Below are 18280 nucleotides of genomic sequence, written 5' to 3'. Positions count from 1 at the left end.
GAAAAAAAACGAGAATTGCTATTGCTCTTAGATTTTTTTAATCACAAACTGAATGCATCAATAGGAAGTAAGTACTCCCCCAAATATTCTTTGAGTAAATCATTCATGATCAAAGTCTTAAAGTGGATAAAGGAAGTCTATACGAATTGGCGAGAAGATCGAGTTGCAAGTCTTGCAGCTGCCCTTGCCTACTATACCCTATTTTCCCTCGCCCCAATTTTATTAATCAGTATTACGATAGTAGGCGCATTATTTGGGGAAGAGGTGGCTCGAAGCCAAATATTATCCCAAATAACTATTTTAGTAGGGGAAGATGTTGCTTTAGAAGTTCAAGCAATCATTAAAAATATGACCCTACCAACAACTTTCTTAAATGTACAAATCGTTAGTATTCTTATCTTATTATTCAGCGCTTCAGGTATTTTTAGTGAAGTGCAGGCAGGATTAAATATTATTTGGGGAGTTAAATCGAATCCCCATAAAAAACGATTTGCTTTCATCAAAAGTAGATTTCTATCCTTTTCTATGGTCTTGATTTCAGCTCTGTTACTGTTAATTTCTTTGGTAATAACTACCTTACTCGCTGCCTTAAGCAGTCGAATTCACTATTTTATAGGTATTAATATTTTTTCTGAATTAATAATGAGTTACTTTTTTTCTTTTATCATCGCCACCCTACTCTTTGCACTGATGTTTAAACATTTACCCGACGTCAAACTTAAATGGAATAATGTGTGGGTAGGCGCCTTAAGTACCTCCTTACTCTTTATTTTAGGAAAAGTATTAATTGGGTTTTATTTACATCACGCTCACATTGTTTCAATATTTGGTGCGGCAGGTTCTTTAATAATCCTTCTAATTTGGGTTTACTATGCAGCACAAATTTTCTTTATTGGCGCAGAAATAACAAAAATTTATTCTACTAAAAACAAAATTAAGATTACTCCCACGCGCAACGCTTTCCCTATAAAATCAACTGAGGGATAGGCAGATAAAATATTCAGTAAATAAGTGTTTGATTTAACAAGAACTCTAAAAATTCCTAGTTGCAGAAACGGTGAAATCTAGCTTTTGGCGGCTACCGCAGCTGATTAAATAAACTTCTGTCTAGGGTAAAAAAACACAGTTGACTTTTTTTGAGCATTCTGGTTTACTCATTTTGACTCAACTTACTCAATGTTGAATCAAGAAGTAAAAGGGAAGGATGCAATTGCTTAGAATAATGCTATTGGAGAGTTACCCATCTTGTTGCATGTTCAAAAAATTTATCAATAAAAACAAAAATCAAGAGTGCTATTTGGATTATGGAAATTCAATCGGATACCACTCAAAGCTGTTGTGTGCTTATGGAATTTGACCTTACTTTTATTCTATCTCGAAGTGAACTCTTAATAAAAACTGCGCCAGCGTGTTTTAAAAGCAGAACACCAAAATAGAATGTAAGTACTAGAAATTAAGGATAGAAAAATGATGGCGAGGTTTGCTCTATTTAGACCCACATCTTCGAAAGCTCCCTCTGCAATTCGAGATGTATATGCCGCTCATAAACCCCATATCCTCACCGGCTCTTATACCGGTAGTAGATGGCGTCATAGAAGCATGGGAAAAACATTAGACAGCATCGAGGATTCCAATAAACTCCAGGAACTCCACAAACAGGCTCAATCTAATTTAGCTCAATGGGCACAAAAAAAATTAGTTCCACCAAAATCGGTTGAAGTAATCCCTAAAGATTGGGGGCTGGCAACACTTGAAGCAACCAGGAAGCATGGTAAACCGTATTCTGTACTCAATATGGCCAATCCAGTATTCCCAGGGGGTGCATCCTTGGAGGGCGGAAGTGCCCAAGAAGAAAATATGTGGCATCGAAGCACCTGTGCTCAATCCTTACTGGATAAAATAATATACGTCGATAAAGACACGATGACCTTTCGCTACCATGATACCGCAAGCAAATTGCTAGAAGCCAAGATTAAAATGACTGATGAAGAACGTGAGGTCTTAAAAAAACAGGTAGGAGAAACGGATTCCTCAGGACATAAAGTACTCTTTAGCCGAGTCCCTAGAATATGTTTCAGGGGACCAGAAGTAACTCTGCCCATTGATTCTAGTGATTTTACATCAGCAACTCGTGTTGCAGACAGCGACTTGAGTTATTCATTTCTTCAGCCATCAGAGATTTTCCCATTTTTCGAATTAAGATCAGCAGCCCCTGAATTTGCCATCCAACCCCACGCGCTAACGCAACAAGCTCGAGCACAATATACAGCGGATTTGCGAAGGCGTATCGCAGCCCAATTAGATACACTAATTCTTGAAGGACAACCCAATGCAATTTTGGGTGCTTGGGGTTGTGGCGCATTTAAAAATGACCCCTCTATAGTGGCAAAGATTTATGGGGAGGAAATTGAAAAACGTGCCCATTTCTTCAACCATATTGTATTCCCTATAATTAACACGGATTCGCATAATAATTTTGCCATATTTGAACAATATCTTAATGGTATGAAACTTGGAGATACTCATTCTGCTGCATCGACTTTGAAATTAGTCTAAATGCTAGGTGCATCGATTGATAACAATCGATCGATGCATTGCGCCAACTGAGCCCCAAAAACTTGGGGCTGAACATGCTAAGCGTTCATACTGACTTGTCGAATCAATGCCCAACCGACAGCAATGACTTACCATAAACAAACGAAACGAAAAATAAAATAAATAGCCAAGATGAGCAGAATAACCCATAAGCGTCAAAATTTGGTGATTTTGAAAAAAAGAATTGCATTTTACTCAAGATTTATATTAATCTGAGAGGGACTCATAGGAAAAGGAGATCACCATGGGTAAAAAACACACAAATGTTGCTTTTGTAAATGGAAATAATAAAAGAAAACAACCTGATACTCATCAAAAATCACAACTTTTCTTTCATCAAAAACAAAGATCCCCATCATCTTTACAGAAAACTCAAAACCCACAGGAAGGACAACAACCCATTCAAGAAATAAGTTTACAGACTACCTCTGACTTTTTATTAGCTGCAATTTTACAGGAATTAAAATTGCAAAATATGATTGAACTTAGCAAATTAAAAGCGCAACAACAACAAGAGGAAGCGGAGAAACAAGCAGCCGAAAAAATGCAAGAACAAGAGAGCAACCGCTTCGAAGAAATCCGAAATTCAATGTATGTTTGATTTAAATTGCTTTTCTAATTCCCTTCAAATGTAGGCCAGTTTTAATCCTGGTCTACGTTTATTCATAAAAAAAATCTGTTCATTTCTTGAGCAATTAAAAAAAACGACTACACTCATAAAATATGAGCAAACTAAGATACCGATAATTTGTAATGTAATTTGTATTTGAAAACTATTTGGCCACTCTGATGAACTCAAAGAAAAAAATCGAAAGCATGGTTGAGCTGTTCACAGACCGTTGTCTTATGAACCCATCAGCTCCATTGTATTACTTCTCTTCAACGGGATTGTTTGAACAAAGTGAGTTACTAACCTACGGCGAACTACAACAAAAAATCCATTCCTTAGCTGCATTAATTCAACAATACGTAAAACCTGGAGACCGAGCCTTGTTGATTTTTTCACCAGGAATGGATTACATAGTGACTTTTTGGGCGTGCTTTTTTGCGGGAGTACTTGCTGTACCTGCTTATCCCCCATTTGATAAAAGTACTGTTGAAAAATTACAGGCAATTATTAATAACTCGCAGCCCTCAATTATTTTATCAAATACAGAGATCATACAAAAAATAAAAAAACTGGGATTCATAAAAAATCTTGCCTCCATCCCTTTAATTCAAAAATTTGTTACTAAATTCTCAACCCAGGTGAATCATTTAATGGAATGGGATTTTCACCATTTTCGCTGGCTGGATATCAATAAAGCATCAGTGGATATGGCAAATTTATATAAGCCTGTATTACTTAAAAGCTCAGATATGTGCTATTTGCAATATACATCAGGCTCAACTGCCATGCCTAAGGGCGTCATCGTACGACATGGAAATCTGTTGGATAATTTGAGCTTAGTCTATGAAACAATCGGTAAAACCAGCAATGAACATATGGTTTCCTGGTTGCCTCCCTATCATGATATGGGGCTGATAGGTAATTTGTTATTCCCTGTATATGCAGGCTTCCGCATTTTTATGATGTCTCCCATTACATTCCTAAGGCATCCCTATTTATGGCTAAAAGCAATTTCTGATTTTGGAGCACATATCAGTGGCGGACCAAATTTCGCGTATGAACTTTGTGAAAAAAGAATTGATGAACAGATAATTGGCAACAACTTGCAATTAGATTCATGGCGGGTGGCATACAATGGGGCGGAATATATTCATCATAGAACTTTAACGAATTTCCATAACAAATTTAGTAAATACGGCTTCCAAAAAAAATCTTTTTATCCAATTTACGGTTTGGCAGAATCCACTGTATTTGTCAGTGGTCACAAAAATGGGAATGACCATCCGCAACTTTTAAAAGTTGATGTGGAGTCTTTGCGTCAAAATAAAGTAGTCCTGGCGGACCATGTTGAAAATACTAAGCATACTGTTCTAGTTGGATGTGGTAAGCCCATGGTCCCCATAATTATTGCCTCTAAAGCCCCTTTTAAAAAATGTGCCGAGGGCGAAATCGGAGAAATTTGGTTGCGAGGGCCTAGTGTTACCACTGGCTATTGGGAAAATGATGAGGTAACAAAAGAAACATTTCATGCTGATTTAACAAATTCGGAGTCCATGAAATATCTTAGAACTGGAGACTTGGGATTTTTATATAATGATAATTTATACATCACCGGAAGAATAAAAGAGCTCATTATAATCAATGGAAAAAATCACTATCCCTATGATATTGAAATATTTCTTGCCACATCAGATTCTCGCTTAAGAACAGGCTGTATCGCAGCATTTTCAATAAATGTCAGTGATTCCGAACAATTAGCCATTGTTGCCGAAGTGAAGCAACTTTTTTCCGAGCAAGAGCTTGAAGACATTGTAAATAAAATAAAAGCAAATATTAGTTCTAGTTTTGGCCTAACCCCTCATTTCATTGCGTTGTTACCACCCAAGAAAATTCCTAAGACTACGAGTGGCAAGCTAAGAAGAAACATCATTAAAAAATTAGTGGCTGACAATGAACTCAATGCTTTTTATGTTTGGCAATCTGAAAGTGGGAACGATGATGAGTAAAGAGCAGTTAAGTATCCGTGAGATTGAGGATTATTTACAAAGAAATGTAGCAACCATTCTAAACCAGCCTCAGGAGAATATTGATATAAGCGCTCCATTAACACGTTTTGGTTTTGATTCTTTGCATATTCAACACTTCATTGCCAATATTGAAGATGACTTCCACATGCCAATTGATAATGAGCTAATCATTAATTTCGAGAATATCCAAGAGCTTGCGAGCTATCTATTCGAGTGTATTAGGGAACAGCAATTAAAGCCTGATCTCAGTAAGCGGGATGGATTTTCAGAAACGCAACAAAAGAAAATAGAAACAACTGAAGCAAATTATACTGAATTTAAAACCTATCCTCCTTACCTTCATCTGAAGAACATGCAAGCGCAGTTAGGGGATAATATTTTTTTTGATGCCCAACAAGGAATATCTGAAAATACCTGCATCATTAATGGAAAAGAATATATTAATTTTACCTCCTATAATTATCTGGGTTTAGCTTCTCATCCAGAGATTATCTCCGCAAGTTGTGATGCAATTAGAAAATATGGAACCTCTGTTTCTGCAAGTCGACTCGTATCAGGACAAAAGATAATTCATCAAGAGCTAGAGAATGAGTTAGCAAAACTGTTAGGTGTTGAAGATGCCCTGGTTTTTACGAGTGGCCATGCTACAAACGTTATGACTATTGCCCATCTCTATGGACCTGATGACTTGATTTTACATGATGAGCTTGCCCATAACAGTCTGGTACTCGGTGCGGTTTATTCTAAAGCCACCCGCATTGCGTTCCCTCACAACGATTGGCAGGCGGTTGATACTATTTTAACTAAAGATCGAGGTTTTTATAAAAGAGTATTAATTGTTATTGAAGGTATTTATAGTATGGATGGTGATATCGCCCCTCTTAATCATTTTATTCAGGTAAAAAACCGCCATGCTGCCTGGCTTATGATAGACGAGGCTCATTCCATGGGCGTTCTTGGGAAAAACGGTAGAGGTATTGCTGAACACTATGGCATTAATCCTATGGATGTAGAAATATGGATGGGAACTTTAAGTAAAGCTTTTGCAAGCTGCGGTGGATATATCGCCGGTACCAAGGAACTGATTGAATACTTAAAATATACCTGTCCAGGATTTGTATTTTCAGTAGGGCTTCCCCCCGCTAATACAGCCGCTGCATTATCATCGATAAGAACCATGGCAAAAGAGCCTGAACGAATTAGTCGGTTAAACGATTTAAGCCAATTAGCGAGAAAGACCGCCATTAACTATGGATTTAACATAGGATTAAATGAGCACACCCCCATTTTACCCATTATTTTGGGTGACTCACAAAAATGCATTCATACATCAAGGCAATGTTTTAGCCGTGGCTTAAATGTTAAGCCGATTATTTATCCCGCAGTTCCTGAAAATTCCGCTCGCTTACGCTTTTTTATTACTGCGATGCATACACCAGAGCAAATTCTCAAATCGTTTGAAATTTTATCTGAGTCAATTCGTACTTAACGATGGGTAACCACTTTTGGCAGCAATTTCGGGATTAGGGATGATGAAAGTGGCCCTAAGCTTCCCGGTGTTTCAAGCGCTGTTCTCGATCAGTCAAACCAAGTAGAGAAAGTTTAGCAGACTTACTTTATTTTGAACGTTTCTCTCAAAGCATGAGAATTCAAGCAATCCGATCGCCTTGCTGTATTCTATACTTAAAAAAAAATCCCATAGTAAAAACCATCTGCATTGAAGTTTTTTAAAAGAGAACCAACCAGGCAGAAAAATGAGGACCCGAAATTAAGGATTGTGACATGCTATCAAGAACACTGTTTAGACGAGTACCCAAAGCCCCGGCTCTAATCAAAGAAGTACATGCGGCACATAAACCCAGCTTTGTCCGAGGCAGCCTTACTGGGGAAAGATGGCGGCATAAAAGTATGGGCAAAACATTAGATTACATCATTGATACGAACAAACTCAAAGAACTTCATACACAAGCACAATTTAACTTAAGTCAATGGGAACAACAAAAAGTATCCCCTCCCAAATCAGTTGAAGTCGTTCCTAAAGATTGGGGCCTTGCAACACTTGAAGCAACCAAAAGACATGGCGTCACTTATTCTGTACTTAATATGGCTAATCCTGAATTCCCCGGAGGGGCTGCTTTGGAAGGTGGGAGTGCTCAAGAAGAAAATATGTGGCATCGAAGCACCTGTGCTCAATCCTTACTGGACAAAATAATTTATCTAGATAAAGCCACCATGACGTTTCGCTACACTAATATGGCAAAAAAATTATTAGAAGCCAAGATCAAAATGACGGATAAAGAATATGAAGCCTTAAAGCAACACAACAGCCAGGCCGATGCCATAGCCTATAAAGTATTATTTAACCGCCACCCCAGAATATGTTTCAGAGGGCCAGAAGTAGTACCTGTGACCTCTGGTTTTGATGACGAAGGGTCCAGCAAACTCGCTGCAGACAGTGGCCTGAGTTATTCCTTTCTTCATCCCTCCACTATTTTCCCCTTTTATGAATTAAGATCAGCAGCCCCAGAATTTTCCATTGAACCCCACGAGTTGGCTCCAAAGGCTTTGCAACAATACACCACTGACTTGAGGAGAAGGATCGCGGCCCAATTAGATACATTAATCATTGAAAACAAAACACACGTGATTTTAGGGGCCTGGGGTTGTGGGGCATTTAAAAATGATCCATCAGTAGTGGCCCAGATATATGCTGAGGAAATTGAAAAACGCGCCCATCTTTTCGACCATATAGTGTTTCCTATCATTAACACAGGCCCACATGATAATTACACCGTATTTGATCAATGCCTCACTGGTATGAAACTTGGAGAGATGCATTCGACTCTACTGAAACTTTGAGATTGCAAAAATCAGTTTTTTGCATCTCCACAAACTCTATCGATTAGCCCCACAAATCGAATGGTTAATAATTTGCTCAAATGAACAAAAAAGATTGAAGAAGATTGGTAAAGGCATTATATTGAGCAACTCAAGGAACAAGCTGCCGCTATTTTAATCATGCCGTATTCTGAATTAAACGAAATTTGTTTGGAATCAAAAACCATCATTCTTGGTAATCATAAAGCACATATTGGCGGCACCACCATGCCCTGGAGTGCACTCAATGAACGCGATGCAACAGGAGCGGTCATTCTCCCCAAAAAAATCGCCGATTCGATCCTCTTTGCACATTTTGTATCCGATTTTGGTCGTAGTGAAGGGTATGAAGAATCCCATTGGAAGATTCATCTAAGCATCCATCCTTATGACCTTGGGAAGGCATGGGATATTATTTGCCCTCTATTTCTCGCGCAACAAGTTCCCTGTTTTAAAACAACTCGATTAGCACCCGCGCAAGTGATGCTAGAAGAGATGAAAAAAGTCAGCGAAGCCTTTTTAAGTCAGCGTAACCTGACGCTACACGATAAAAATCAAGCGATTCAGGATATTTTACGTGTATTCAACGGCATGCAAATTACCATTTACATCGAAGCAGGCAAGGAAAAAGACTACAACAATCTTTTGGAGCAGATTGAACCATTGCTTTATAACGCGGGAATTCGTCCTGGTGTCATTGATAGGAGTGACCGCGCGATAGGAATATACAGCTCTATTCGTCATGTTGGCCCGGGCTACACCACTCACGAAAAAGCTGCTGGATATAAATCCGTTGAAGTAACAGATCCCTTCAAACCCATCAAAACTAAATGGAATGATGTCCAAATAAAGTGGCACGGTTTAGATTACCCAAGACACCTTGCTAAAGTCAAAAGTACATTGCAACAGGTTTTGGATGGAAAAAGCAAATATGAGCAAGGTATCGTTACTAAACGTGAATTTTTGCAAATTTGTGCGGTCGCAACTGAATTTTTCACACGTTGGCATCATTTAGTTTCGAAAGTTCCTGAAAAAACCACTTTATCGAGTAAGAATTGGAACTCCTTTAATAACTTCAAAAAATGGATTGATGACAGTTATAAGTTGATGCCTATACTTCGCGAGAATAACATCAAAAAAATTAAAGAAGCAGAAAATATTCTCTTGCAGACATCGCCAATTAATGAGGTAAAGGAGGAGCCATTAAGAAAACTTAAAAGACAAAATGCACGAATTGGTTTAATTCAACCTAAAGTATCCCGAGCAAATCCCGATCCTGGAGGCATGACGCCCCCACCAGGAGAAAGCAAACACCATGAAAGTACGACAGGAATTTTCACCGAGTTGTATCAATATCGAAAGGAAACTTTTAGAAAACTGAAAACACAATCTGAGACAGAGATCGGGAAATTAAGCACCAAATCAGCGAGGCAAGCTGAGATCGTCTATCAATCGCGTGCTTTAAAATTCACTGACAAAACAAAATCAGCGCTAAGGAATTCTCCAGGTTTTTGGGAGCCTCTTATGAGGAGATTGAACGATGGACACAGCAGTACTCTTGCAGGTATTTTGCTCGGCATCATTATCACCATTTTACTTTCAAAACTTACCCTGGGATTAGCTCTAATCATCCCCCCTTTAGTTGGTGCAATCATCGGCGGCATATGCGATTGTCACATCGATACACCCACTGACCCCACGCCAACAGTTGTCAAGAAAACCGCAGGGGTTACCTCAAGAAGTGTGGCTTCTTTACAAAAGGAACGTACTCTCGCAAGTTCAATGCCCAATTTAAATACGGTGCACCAAAAATCTTCATCAGGGATAAGAATGTATGGGCCTCAAGAGCCCAAAATCGATCAACGTCATCCTCATAAAATGCCTACTCCGCTCATGTAATTCGCTTGATACGTTTATCTAGCTAAACCATATCGAAAGCGTTTTTTGCTGCTATGAAGCGGGTGCCCCTTTTATTATATCTTTCTTAATTCAAGCTACACTTGTTATATAAGCCTTATTTAAGGAAGTCATGGGAATGAGTAACAAAGCACCCGTAATTATTGGTGATGTAAAAATCAAACCTGGAGAAAGGAAAACCATTTTATTACCCATGCCCAAGTTATATGACTGGACACCCATCAGTTTACCAATACATGTTATTAATGGTGTGGAGGAAGGTCCTTCATTATGCATTACTGCCGCAATACATGGTGATGAAATCAACGGTGTTGAGATCATCAGGCGCTTCTTGAAAAAAAAGGGACTCAAAAGGATCAAGGGGAACATCATTGCAATCCCTATTGTAAATGTATATGGTTTCTTATATCAGAAACGCTACCTCATGGATCGAAGAGACTTAAATCGATCGTTTCCTGGTAATTCCAATGGCTCACTTGCAGCCATTCTTGCAGAAATAATTAGTAAACAAATTTTATCCCAATCAACCCATGCGATTGACCTGCATACTGGCTCGAACCATCGTTTTAATTTGCCCCAGATTAGAGCAAACCTGGATATGCCAGGAATTGAAGAATTGGCCCTGGCATTTAATGTTCCTGTAATCCTGCATTCGACTTTTAGAGATGGTTCAATGCGCGAATATGCCAATGAACAAGGTATCCCCATCTTTGTTTATGAAGGGGGAGAGTCTTTGCGGTTTGATGAGCTTTCCATCAGAACTGGCATTAATGGGATTTTGAGTGTTATGGGCGCCTTAGGGATGATTCAACCAGGAAAATTCAGGGTAAAAAAATGCACACCTACGGTATCCAGAAACAGTTATTGGATTAGAGCCCCCATAAGCGGCATTTTAAGACACATTAAAAAATCTGGAAATCGGGTAGCTAAAGGACAAACGATAGCAGTTATTGCCAATCCAACCAGTACGGAAGAGTACCAGTTAAAGTCACCTATTTCCGGGATTATTATTGGTGAAAATATGTTACCTCTGGTGCATTCAGGACAAGCCTTATTCCATATCGCAAGTTTTGAAAAATTAACCATCGTTGAAGAACAACTGGAAAACCTACAAGAAGCATTTGATTTGAACGACTATGAAGATTAACTTCATCAAAAGTAATCAAGCCAAAAACGTAATAAAGTGGTTACCGCTTGGGGGGATTCCATAGGCGACATATGTCCTGAGTCCTCAATAATCGCCAATTTAGCATTGGGAAGGTGATAGCATAGTTCCTCATGTGTCGCCAAAGAAAAATTTTTATCTTGGCGAGCATGAATCACTAAGGTCGGCATGGTCAAAGAAGAGAGAAAGGAGCGACACTCCTGGCGCGCTAAAAGGATCTTTTGTTGCGCAATAAAAGTTTGTTGGCCAACACTTAAAAACATCGAGTAGACTTCTGTTTTGACTCGCTCATCAACAACATAATCATCTGCAAGTGCTGCAGCGACCTCTGCAAATTCTCCTTGTTCAGACTGTTTGATCATCGAAATTCTTTTTTGATGTTTTTCCTTGGAGTCGGGTTGTGCCGATGTATTTAATAGACATAGTTTTAAAATGCGTTCGGGGACTCTCCTGGCAAGCTCCAATGCCAGCCATCCCCCCATGGAATGTCCCACCAAGAAAAAATCACCTTCAACTTGATTTAAAATCTCTTGGATTAATTCTTCAGTGGTACTTCTCACCAAGGGGATGCTTTGGCAGCGCACCAGATCCTGCAAATGATTGGTTTGATATGACCAAACTCGCTGATCTGATAGAACCCCAGGTAAAAAAATTAATGTTTTTTGCGACACAATTCCTCCTCTCAATTAAGAAGAACGTTTTCAGATAATAGCAACAAAAAAAAAAGAAAAACAGTGATATTCTTTATCTTCTTCCTATGCTTTGACTCAATGTAATAGAAAATAAAAAAAATCGTTACCTTCGAGAATAGGCGAAACAAAATTAAAAGTATAAAATTTAACAACGCACTTTTTCTGCTTTGCAAGGTTTATTGTCTATGCCGAATCAATCATTGGATACTTATTTAAGCTTATGCACCCAAGTCTATGATTTGAGCAAGCCTCTCCCACCAAAGGATGCTTGGGATTTTTATCTAAGTTATGCACAAGAAGCGGATGGTCCTATTTTGGAGCCTATGTGTGGCACAGGTCGCTTTCTGCTGCCGATGTTAGGCCAAGGATTTGATGTCGAAGGGTTTGATGCAAGCCAATCGATGCTGGATGCGTTACATGCTAAAGCAAGAGCGCAACATTTAAATCCCAATATCTGGCATGGATACCTTGAAAAACTCCAGCAAGCAAAACAATACAGTTTAATCTTTATTCCTAGTGGTTCGTTTGGTCTTATTATTGATTTGGCTACGGTTAAGCACGCGTTAAAGGTGATGTACGATCATTTAAAAGAAAATGGTCGCTTGATCTTTGAAACAGAAACCTTAAATGCCGTTCCTAAAGAATTGGGCATTTGGCGTGGTTCACGTTGGTATCGAGCCGATGGACAAATCATTTTGCTCAGTCAACTGGCCATACTCGAAGAATCAATTTGTTATTCAATTGGCAAATATGAATTAGTTGAAGCCAATCAACTGATAACAACTGAAATCGAGGAATATAAAATTCGGCTTTATGATGATCCATCCCTGTTACTGGATTTATTGCATGAAACGGGTTTTAAAGAAATTCGCCTACTTAAGGCATTTGATAGATCTGCATCCCCAGCTAAAAATGACGAGACGGTAATCTATGAATGCAGAAAGTAATCCGGCGTTTCTTTGGGCACAAAACTACCTGAATCAACATGGCTATTCCATACAAGGAACGTTTAAACAAATGCACCATGCTTCCTGGGCCAAGGTGCATCAAATTGCTACTACAAAAGGATTTTTTTATTTAAAACAAATACCGGAAGTCTTTGCTATTGAGCCTAATTTAATATTGTACCTTCGCAGTTTTTTTCCAGCTTTAGTACCTGAAGTACTGACTACTAATTTCGGTTTAGGTTGCTTTTTGATGAGCGATAGAGGGACGCCCCTTAGAGAAAGTATGGCGATGAACTATCAACTTGAATTGGCCAAAGAAGCACTTAAATCTTATGTAACCATCCAGATAGGTCTTATTAGTCAAATGGGTTCCTTGCTGGCGCTCGGGGTGCCTGATTGGCGTTTGACTAATTTACCGGATTTATATTTAAAATTGTTGGAGGAATCTACTTTTTTAAAAGAGGATGGTTTGCGTACAAATGAGTGGCAGCAACTTATCTCTTTGCACCCCAAAGTGGTGGAGCTTTGCCAGCAACTAAGCCAATATGCAATTCCTGAAACAATAGAGCACAGTGATTTTCACGAGAATAATATTCTGCATCAAGCGCGGCATCTCACAATTATTGATTGGGGTGAAAGCGTTATCACCCACCCATTTTTTTCTCTCATTTCATTTTTGATGGACATGATGCACCAGCATCAGATCGGAGAACACAGTGAACGCTATGACATATTACGTGATAGCTATTTGAGTCATTGGCAGGCTTTTGAACCTCAAGAGCGATTATTGAACGCCTTCGCATTAGCAAACCGTTTAAGTCCAGTTAAATATTGCTTAAGTTTTTATCGCTTAACCCAATGCCCAGGATGGTATCCCATGGCGCGTCATCAAGGACGAATAGCGAGAGTACTGCGCAAATTCATCCAGTCAGAAATAAAAGATTAGCTCCCTTCTCCCCATGGGGAGAAGGTGCTCTTAGGGCGGATGAGGGTATTGATTGCAGGCAATAAGTTTCCTCGCCCCCCTCCCATCGCTGGGAGAGGAATTTGCTTCATTTTTCTTTCTGTATTTTACAACGCAATAATTTCCAGTAACCAAAGAGATTGGTCTTTCGAGAATCCAACAGGATTAATGGCTTGTAATTAAGAAGAGATTGGACTGAAAAATCGGATCTAAAACCAACGAGCTCATTAACTCGTGCAAATACTCTCTCAAAAAAACGAATTACAGAATGTTCCGAAGCAAAATGATTGACAAAGATTATCTCTGCCGTAGGCTTGGCAACGCGTGTTAATTCGCGCAAAAAAGCATTCACATCAGGGACGACAGAGGCCACATACATGGCCACTATGAAATCAAAACTGTTATCAGGAAACTCTAAATGGGCCGCATCCATAATCTTTAATTGCACACGCTCTTCGAGGTTATTTTTTACCACCTGCTCTTCTGCTTTTTCCAACATTTTTTCAGAAATATCAATTCCCGTAATGTGTAAATCTTCACGATACAGCGGTAAAGACAAACCCGTCCCAATACCAATTTCAAGGACTGTAGCGTGTTGCTTTGCTGCTTTGTTGACTACATCGGTACACAAAGAACGACCTGGGTTAAAAATAGAACCAAACAAAAAATCGTAGAATGAAGCGTAAACATTATAAACTTTTCTTATTGAGGCGACAGACATAACAAACTCCATAAAATGCGAATAATTTAATAATTAAATTATGGGTTCCTACCTATCTAATATAGACCTTAAAAGCAAAAAAAAATACTTTTAACTCCTTGTTTTAGAGTTCTATTTCCAATAATTAAATAATAATCCATGTTCACCAAACAGGGGATCACTTTGGGGTAATCCAACGCGCTTTATCTGCTCGTCAACCTGGGGATGTTCCTCTGCTATACCATACTTCATATCAAAATCGATATTGCCGGGATAAGCGCCAATACATTTAAAGCCTGGGGATAAATGCAAACTTTTATGTGCTACTCCCGCAGGAATAATCACGACATCCCCCTGACTCACTGCATAAATCCTGCCTTCATCCCCTCCAAATTGAACGGTACCGACTCCTTCAATCATAACTAATACTTCATGCGTTGTACTGTGGTAATGATGGTAGTCGTAAATTGAATCAACCCATAATTGTCCCCAGTGATTTCGCTGTAACACTTGTTGTATGGCGTGCACTGACTGATTGGCCATTGCAAAGGTCTGTTTATAGACTAACAACGGAAAACGAGGATTATTTGGAAAAAAACCATTCGGTAGAATAAGCTCCTGGAATAATTTGTGTGGGGATTTTGGCATTAGCCCATCCATTTTTTATCCTTAGGCCCGCTAGGCTATTTCGACTCAAAATTATCGCTTAGATACCTCTCTGGGAGAGGTATTGAGCGATAAATTTTTATGGAGGGGTCGGAACAGTATATTCTACCTGTTCCTCTTCCTTTTTCTGGGAAAAAAAACGCCCCCTTTGTTTTTCTCTTCTTGCTTTAATTCCATCAGCATAACCTGTTTCAGGTCGTTGCCTTATTAAGGCGTCCTGATATTCCAAGCGTTCTTGTCCTTGATAAGAATCGGGATCATCTGAGGTAAGTCGACCGTTTGGAGCAATATAGGCTACTGATAATTGGCGTTTAAGACGTGGAGGGGTGAGTCTTTTTTCCTCTTGCTTACCTGAATTATTTTTTTGCTTCAACATGATAAACTCCTTTATTCTGAAATTAAAAATCCATACGCTTTTTTTAAACTTTATATCAAATATAAAGAAATGAAACAATGCAATTCAATTTGATCAATAATAAAATTACTGACAAAATACCTTTCAGCTTGTCTAATTAATTCAGGTTGCTTTATATAAAATGTCATTAAAAATTGACTTAAACCATCCCATTTTTTTGCTAAAAAATAAAATTCAGGAAGTCAGCAAAAATTTATTGGACACATTTGGATTTAATTATTTTCAATATTTACGATGTTTTGCGGATGGCTCAATTAATTGTTTGACCAACAATACCGGTCTCTTTGAATACTTCCAACACATTGAGAATGAACCTGTGGTGTTCTCATCATTTGAAAACGATCATGAAAAAACGCACTCATACTGGTTTCTTTGGGATGAAGAATTGCCCAGTACACCAGTGCAAATTGCCCGCGAAAAATTTAATATGCACAATGGGCTGACCTTAGTCCGCCGCAGTAAAAATTATTACGATATGATTGCGGTTGCCTTACCCTATGAACAAGAACATGCGGGATCTTTTTATCTCAATAAGCTCAAAGCAATTGAGCAGTTTATTTTTGATTTTGATCTTCAAAACAAAGAGTTAATCCAAGAACTGAATAAAAACCCCATCGCTTTACCTGAAGCCTATCGTGATGTGAATTACAAAGATATTTGCCTGACTCAAGGCCAAATCCCTGTGATTGGAAAAAGTGGAGCGACCTACCTCACGGGACAAGAATTAACCTGTCTCAGATTATTGCTGCAAGGAGCAACCCACAAACAAATCGCTCAATTTCTTGAGCTTTCACCTCGAACAGTAGATACCTATTTGCTGCGTATCAAACAACGTACAGGATATTCTTCCAAATTAGAAATGGAGCGGATGTTGTATCTATGTTCGGCAGTATAGGGTTTTACTGGTGTCCGTGTTTGTAACGGACAGACAACTTCTTTTTCGTTTTCTATACTCCGTCAAAAATTGGCTCAGGAGAATAACTTATGAAACGTCCAGAAATAAAACCAGCAGAGCAACTCTTTAAACAATTTTGTGATGGGTATGAACAACGTAATTTACCTTTGTTACTCAGTCTTTTTACTCAACATACGAATGTTTGGGGATCTGCACTTGATGAATATCGTATCGGCGTAAAAGAAATAGAAGAACAATTTAGAAGGGATTGGAGCCAATCAGAGCAGGGTAAAATAGAAATAATTCGTTTTGTTCCAACTCCTGAAGATGCCATGTGGGCTGCCGCAGTATGTAATGCACGCATTACCATCGAGGGCAAGGAGCATCTATTCGAACATTTGCGTGGTACCCTAACCATCGAAAAAGAAGAGGGAGCCTGGAAGATTGCACACATGCACTGTTCTTTCCCTGATTATCGAAATGCTGAACATGGATCGTTTCCAGTAGGAAATGAATAATGAAGATTTAGCTAAGATCTTAGCTTGGGTGTAAGTCCGAAAAACCGAAAGCGGTTTCTCCCCTACGCTCAGGCTGCACGTTATTGTATCAATGAGATCCCATCCCCTTTTTTACCGAATCAATAATCACCACTCGTTTGAGTTTTTTAGCTTTTTTATTAAGAAAAAACAAAAATCTCCAAATTGTCTATACTTATTTTGTCCTGTTAATAAAAGTGACAGCCTTGGCTTCATATTATTCATAAGAGAAAAAAAAAGAAATTGTGTTTAAACTTCAACCATGAGGACAGAAAAAATGGATCTGAGTAAGCGTATAGAACCAAAAACCTGGGCTTTCGTTGAAAAAATCAAGAAAGCTGGTGGTAAACCGATTTATGATCTTCCAGTACAAGAAGGAAGAGCCATTTTTGATAAATTGCAAGAAGCCCCTTCAATAAAAGAACCTGCGGTAGATATTGAAGATCGTTTTATTCAACATGCCAAAGGGAAAGTAGGCATTCGTATTATTCGTCCCAAAGGCTCAAAAGAAAAACTACCCGTAGTCATGTTCTATCATGGTGCAGGTTGGGTTTTTGGAGATTGGCAAACTCATGGGCGTCTTGTGCGTGAGCTTGCAGTGGGTGCTCATGCTGCAGTTGTATTTGTCAATTATTCTTTAGCTCCGGAAGCACAATACCCAACTCAAATTGAAGAAGATTATTCGGCGTTGAAATACATTGCAGAGCATGGCAAAGAACTCAACCTGGATACTTCTCGTTTAGCCGTTGCGGGTGATAGTGTCGGAGGAAACATGGCCGCAGTGATGACCATTCTTGCCAAACAACGTGGCGGTCCTAAAATTGATTATCAAGTGCTCATTTATCCAGTAACTGATGCCAACTTTGAAAATGACTCCTACAAAGAATTTGCTGATGGCCCTTGGTTAACCAAAAAAGCCATGGAGTGGTTTTGGGACAATTATTTACCCGATAAAGCAAAAAGAAAAGAAATCACCGCATGTCCGTTGCAAGCCACTGTTGATCAACTCAAAGGGTTACCTCCAGCACTAGTAATTAATGGTGAATGTGACGTATTGAGGGATGAAGGTGAAGCATATGAGCATAAGCTTAATGCAGCGGGTGTTCCCGTCACCGGAATCCGCCATCACGGCACTATTCATGATTTCGTCATGCTCAATGATCTTTTTGATACTCCAGCATGTCGTAGTGCAATCGAAACCATCAACAGTCATTTGCGTATGGCATTTGCCAAGAAGCACTAATTGAATACACTCGAGGGATACGGCAAGTATC

17 protein-coding genes are annotated in these 18280 nt (G+C 39.0%); 13 read left to right on the top strand and 4 right to left on the bottom strand.

Going from position 1 to position 18280, the window contains the following annotated elements:
• The first annotated feature begins 105 nt into the window (after positions 1 to 105).
• From OQJ26_RS10110 to OQJ26_RS10075, 8 genes are all read left to right on the top strand, one after another.
• Positions 106 to 987, top strand: coding sequence for a YihY/virulence factor BrkB family protein (locus OQJ26_RS10110; RefSeq protein WP_265703713.1), 882 nt, complete (start codon positions 106 to 108; stop codon positions 985 to 987).
• A 480-nt stretch (positions 988 to 1467) separates the two neighbouring features.
• Positions 1468 to 2556, top strand: a complete 1089-nt coding sequence (locus OQJ26_RS10105) for a poly(ADP-ribose) glycohydrolase domain-containing protein (RefSeq protein ID WP_265703712.1) — start codon at positions 1468 to 1470, stop codon at positions 2554 to 2556.
• A gap of 283 nt (positions 2557 to 2839) precedes the next feature.
• Complete coding sequence (locus tag OQJ26_RS10100) at positions 2840 to 3196, top strand: hypothetical protein (RefSeq protein ID WP_265703711.1); 357 nt, start codon at positions 2840 to 2842, stop codon at positions 3194 to 3196.
• Positions 3197 to 3384: 188 nt separating this feature from the next.
• The gene (locus tag OQJ26_RS10095) at positions 3385 to 5211 is read left to right on the top strand and encodes a fatty acyl-AMP ligase (RefSeq protein WP_265703710.1); all 1827 of its coding nucleotides are present in this window, start codon (positions 3385 to 3387) and stop codon (positions 5209 to 5211) included.
• A complete protein-coding gene (locus OQJ26_RS10090; RefSeq protein WP_265703709.1) occupies positions 5201 to 6721 on the top strand; it encodes an aminotransferase class I/II-fold pyridoxal phosphate-dependent enzyme in 1521 nt (506 codons plus the stop codon). The genes OQJ26_RS10095 and OQJ26_RS10090 overlap by 11 nt, the downstream gene beginning before the upstream one ends.
• Positions 6722 to 7014: 293 nt before the next feature.
• Positions 7015 to 8091: a poly(ADP-ribose) glycohydrolase domain-containing protein gene (locus OQJ26_RS10085; RefSeq protein ID WP_265703708.1), complete on the top strand. Its 1077-nt coding sequence runs from the start codon at positions 7015 to 7017 to the stop codon at positions 8089 to 8091.
• 159 nt (positions 8092 to 8250) lie between these two features.
• The gene (locus tag OQJ26_RS10080; RefSeq protein WP_265703707.1) at positions 8251 to 10008 is read left to right on the top strand and encodes a hypothetical protein; all 1758 of its coding nucleotides are present in this window, start codon (positions 8251 to 8253) and stop codon (positions 10006 to 10008) included.
• 136 nt (positions 10009 to 10144) lie between these two features.
• Positions 10145 to 11173 (top strand): succinylglutamate desuccinylase/aspartoacylase family protein, encoded by a 1029-nt coding sequence (locus tag OQJ26_RS10075; protein ID WP_265703706.1) that lies wholly within the window; start codon positions 10145 to 10147, stop codon positions 11171 to 11173.
• 5 nt (positions 11174 to 11178) lie between these two features.
• On the opposite strand, the gene OQJ26_RS10070 is transcribed toward OQJ26_RS10075, so the two are convergent.
• Positions 11179 to 11862: an alpha/beta fold hydrolase gene (locus OQJ26_RS10070; RefSeq protein ID WP_265703705.1), complete on the bottom strand. Its 684-nt coding sequence runs from the start codon at positions 11860 to 11862 to the stop codon at positions 11179 to 11181.
• Positions 11863 to 12068: 206 nt separating this feature from the next.
• Between OQJ26_RS10070 and OQJ26_RS10065 the strand changes: the two genes are divergently transcribed.
• Together OQJ26_RS10065 and OQJ26_RS10060 are read left to right on the top strand one after the other, a co-directional pair.
• Positions 12069 to 12830, top strand: coding sequence for a class I SAM-dependent methyltransferase (locus OQJ26_RS10065; protein WP_265703704.1), 762 nt, complete (start codon positions 12069 to 12071; stop codon positions 12828 to 12830).
• Complete coding sequence (locus OQJ26_RS10060; protein ID WP_265703703.1) at positions 12814 to 13776, top strand: phosphotransferase; 963 nt, start codon at positions 12814 to 12816, stop codon at positions 13774 to 13776. Before OQJ26_RS10065 ends, OQJ26_RS10060 begins: the two co-directional genes overlap by 17 nt.
• A 106-nt stretch (positions 13777 to 13882) precedes the next feature.
• On the opposite strand, the gene OQJ26_RS10055 is transcribed toward OQJ26_RS10060, so the two are convergent.
• The 3 genes from OQJ26_RS10055 to OQJ26_RS10045 form a co-directional block, all read right to left on the bottom strand.
• Positions 13883 to 14515, bottom strand: a complete 633-nt coding sequence (locus OQJ26_RS10055; RefSeq protein ID WP_265703702.1) for a class I SAM-dependent methyltransferase — start codon at positions 14513 to 14515, stop codon at positions 13883 to 13885.
• 111 nt (positions 14516 to 14626) lie between these two features.
• Positions 14627 to 15142: a cupin domain-containing protein gene (locus tag OQJ26_RS10050; protein WP_265703701.1), complete on the bottom strand. Its 516-nt coding sequence runs from the start codon at positions 15140 to 15142 to the stop codon at positions 14627 to 14629.
• 97 nt (positions 15143 to 15239) lie between these two features.
• Positions 15240 to 15536 carry a hypothetical protein gene (locus OQJ26_RS10045; RefSeq protein ID WP_265703700.1) on the bottom strand — a complete coding sequence of 99 codons (297 nt, stop codon included), beginning with the start codon at positions 15534 to 15536 and terminating at the stop codon, positions 15240 to 15242.
• 160 nt (positions 15537 to 15696) lie between these two features.
• Between OQJ26_RS10045 and OQJ26_RS10040 the strand changes: the two genes are divergently transcribed.
• From OQJ26_RS10040 to OQJ26_RS10030, 3 genes are all read left to right on the top strand, one after another.
• Entirely contained in the window at positions 15697 to 16470 is a 774-nt protein-coding gene (locus OQJ26_RS10040) for a helix-turn-helix domain-containing protein (protein ID WP_265703699.1), read from the top strand.
• Between the two features lie 89 nt (positions 16471 to 16559).
• Entirely contained in the window at positions 16560 to 16988 is a 429-nt protein-coding gene (locus tag OQJ26_RS10035) for a nuclear transport factor 2 family protein (RefSeq protein ID WP_265703698.1), read from the top strand.
• A gap of 295 nt (positions 16989 to 17283) precedes the next feature.
• Positions 17284 to 18249, top strand: a complete 966-nt coding sequence (locus tag OQJ26_RS10030; RefSeq protein WP_265703697.1) for an alpha/beta hydrolase — start codon at positions 17284 to 17286, stop codon at positions 18247 to 18249.
• Positions 18250 to 18280 lie beyond the last annotated feature (31 nt).

This window comes from Legionella sheltonii, assembly GCF_026191355.1.
GTDB classification, from domain to species: domain Bacteria; phylum Pseudomonadota; class Gammaproteobacteria; order Legionellales; family Legionellaceae; genus Legionella; species Legionella sheltonii.
The sequence above is the reverse complement of the archived record's forward strand: the minus strand, read 5'-3'. Positions and strand labels throughout refer to the sequence as shown.

Coding starts and splice junctions, on each gene's coding strand:
- OQJ26_RS10085 (WP_265703708.1), top strand. CDS start 7,015: ATGCTATCAAGAACACTGTTTAGACGAGTACCCAAAGCCCCGGCTCTA.
- OQJ26_RS10090 (WP_265703709.1), top strand. CDS start 5,201: ATGATGAGTAAAGAGCAGTTAAGTATCCGTGAGATTGAGGATTATTTA.
- OQJ26_RS10030 (WP_265703697.1), top strand. CDS start 17,284: ATGGATCTGAGTAAGCGTATAGAACCAAAAACCTGGGCTTTCGTTGAA.
- OQJ26_RS10075 (WP_265703706.1), top strand. CDS start 10,145: ATGAGTAACAAAGCACCCGTAATTATTGGTGATGTAAAAATCAAACCT.
- OQJ26_RS10060 (WP_265703703.1), top strand. CDS start 12,814: ATGAATGCAGAAAGTAATCCGGCGTTTCTTTGGGCACAAAACTACCTG.
- OQJ26_RS10040 (WP_265703699.1), top strand. CDS start 15,697: ATGTCATTAAAAATTGACTTAAACCATCCCATTTTTTTGCTAAAAAAT.
- OQJ26_RS10045 (WP_265703700.1), bottom strand. CDS start 15,536: ATGTTGAAGCAAAAAAATAATTCAGGTAAGCAAGAGGAAAAAAGACTC.
- OQJ26_RS10095 (WP_265703710.1), top strand. CDS start 3,385: ATGAACTCAAAGAAAAAAATCGAAAGCATGGTTGAGCTGTTCACAGAC.
- OQJ26_RS10050 (WP_265703701.1), bottom strand. CDS start 15,142: ATGCCAAAATCCCCACACAAATTATTCCAGGAGCTTATTCTACCGAAT.
- OQJ26_RS10065 (WP_265703704.1), top strand. CDS start 12,069: ATGCCGAATCAATCATTGGATACTTATTTAAGCTTATGCACCCAAGTC.
- OQJ26_RS10110 (WP_265703713.1), top strand. CDS start 106: ATGATCAAAGTCTTAAAGTGGATAAAGGAAGTCTATACGAATTGGCGA.
- OQJ26_RS10080 (WP_265703707.1), top strand. CDS start 8,251: ATGCCGTATTCTGAATTAAACGAAATTTGTTTGGAATCAAAAACCATC.
- OQJ26_RS10100 (WP_265703711.1), top strand. CDS start 2,840: ATGGGTAAAAAACACACAAATGTTGCTTTTGTAAATGGAAATAATAAA.
- OQJ26_RS10055 (WP_265703702.1), bottom strand. CDS start 14,515: ATGTCTGTCGCCTCAATAAGAAAAGTTTATAATGTTTACGCTTCATTC.
- OQJ26_RS10105 (WP_265703712.1), top strand. CDS start 1,468: ATGATGGCGAGGTTTGCTCTATTTAGACCCACATCTTCGAAAGCTCCC.
- OQJ26_RS10035 (WP_265703698.1), top strand. CDS start 16,560: ATGAAACGTCCAGAAATAAAACCAGCAGAGCAACTCTTTAAACAATTT.